This is a genomic window from Lysinibacillus sp. NPDC097287, from assembly GCF_044761695.1.
Lineage (GTDB): Bacteria > Bacillota > Bacilli > Bacillales_A > Planococcaceae > Lysinibacillus.
In genome coordinates, this window is the sequence record NZ_JBIWCX010000046.1 from 1 (window position 1) to 1,582 (window position 1,582).

The window sequence follows — 1,582 nt, forward strand, 5'->3', positions numbered from 1 at the left end:
ATTGTCCATGACGTTGTCGGCGAGCGCGCGACCGTTAAAGCCTGTGTAGTCGAACGACGCGGTGCTGCCGACAACGAAGGGAAGCACCATCGGACCGAACATCTCTGTGACTCGGCGGGCGTACGCTTGAGGGTCGGCCGATGTACCGGCGAGTTCGACGTACTTCGCCACGGTGGCTTGCGCGCTGGCCACGAATGCCGAGTCATCTGCCGAGGTGGCGCTTCGGTTGAAAGCCTCACGTAACTCATCATCGCTGAGAAAAAGGTGGCTGAACAACGGCAAGCCCCAGCGCGCCACCTGTTGTTCGGGTGCGTGACCTATCAGGGAGACGGTGGGCCATGCATGCAGCAAGCCTGACGTTCTCAGCATGGAATTGGGCACCTCCAGGACAATCGCCCCCACCGTTCTGCCGGCGAAAAAGTTCACCTGGCTGTCGAACGCCTCGGGTTCATAGGTGCCACGAGCGAATGCGGCTTGGAACTTCGCGAGCGCGGCAGCGTCGCCACCGAAGACGTCCTGGACGACGCCGGCGAATACCCGAACGCCGTCGCTGCCCAGGATCGTCGAACCCGTCGTACCGACTGCGATGACCTCACCGCCTGCCCCGCTGGTGGCGTCTTCCCCTGTGGCGTAGCGAACTTCGATGCGCTGTGCGTGAGCCTCACCCTTATCGGTGGAGACGTGGACGACTTCGCCGGCGCGAAATTTGATCGCGACGTCCTCGCGTCGATCGCCATCGGTGTCGATTCGGAAGACATAGAGAGCTTCGTCTCGAAACGGTGCGACCGTGTCCGCGTCGGCAGTGGGATTGATGGTCATCGCCATCACCGTCGTGTCCTCGGTGCCGGCGAAAAGGTAGAAGTCACACAGGTCGAGGCGGGGGTCTTCTCGGGCAGTGGGGGTGTCGAAGTGGTGGGACATAGGGAGGGCCTCCTTGCCGGGCGTTACGTAGTCGTGGCATGTAGCCAGCGGTTTCAAATGGACGAGTCGATCAACAGCGGCAGCTTGCGGTAACAGGAGCCGGATGCAGCGAATCGGGTAAAAAGCGAGCCCAGCTGCGTACCAACCGGTACAATGGGGATGGCGGGCTGTCGTGGATAGCTCTGAGGATTGATCAGTGATGATACCTACACCGCACGGACCATCACCGTCCAGGCACCCGAAGCAACGGCAGCATTCCCAGAAACCGTAGACGTGGCCGGCAACGACGTAAGACGCTCTCGCGGATGCAATTTCGAGCGGTCCTCCCTCAGATTGCCGGTGGCCACCCCCAACGCGACCCTCAAGGAATGGACTCAGGGGTCCAAAGTGCAGTAATCTTCGACTCTCCACAATCGAATATGGTCGCGCCTTGCGGGAGGAGGTTACGCAGATTGAGTCACGTTTCGTCATGTGGTCTGTACGAGGTTTCCTCTGAGAGTTGCTCGACCAGCTCGGAGAGGTTCTCCCACGATCCACCAAGCAAACGAGATCCGAGGAGCGGATATGAGCGTGATCAGCAGGGGGTTCGGCGCCGGGCACAGCAACGGTGGCGGCGGGCGCCTCCCGCCGGGGCAACACGAGACGCACGACTTCCCGGTGT

1 protein-coding gene is annotated in these 1,582 nt (G+C 61.3%); it reads right to left on the bottom strand.

Going from position 1 to position 1,582, the window contains the following annotated elements:
• On the bottom strand, positions 1 to 921 hold a 921-nt coding region (locus ACIQ2D_RS21880; protein WP_391527255.1), incomplete at its 3' end, for a DUF4331 family protein.
• Positions 922 to 1,582: the final 661 nt, after the last annotated feature.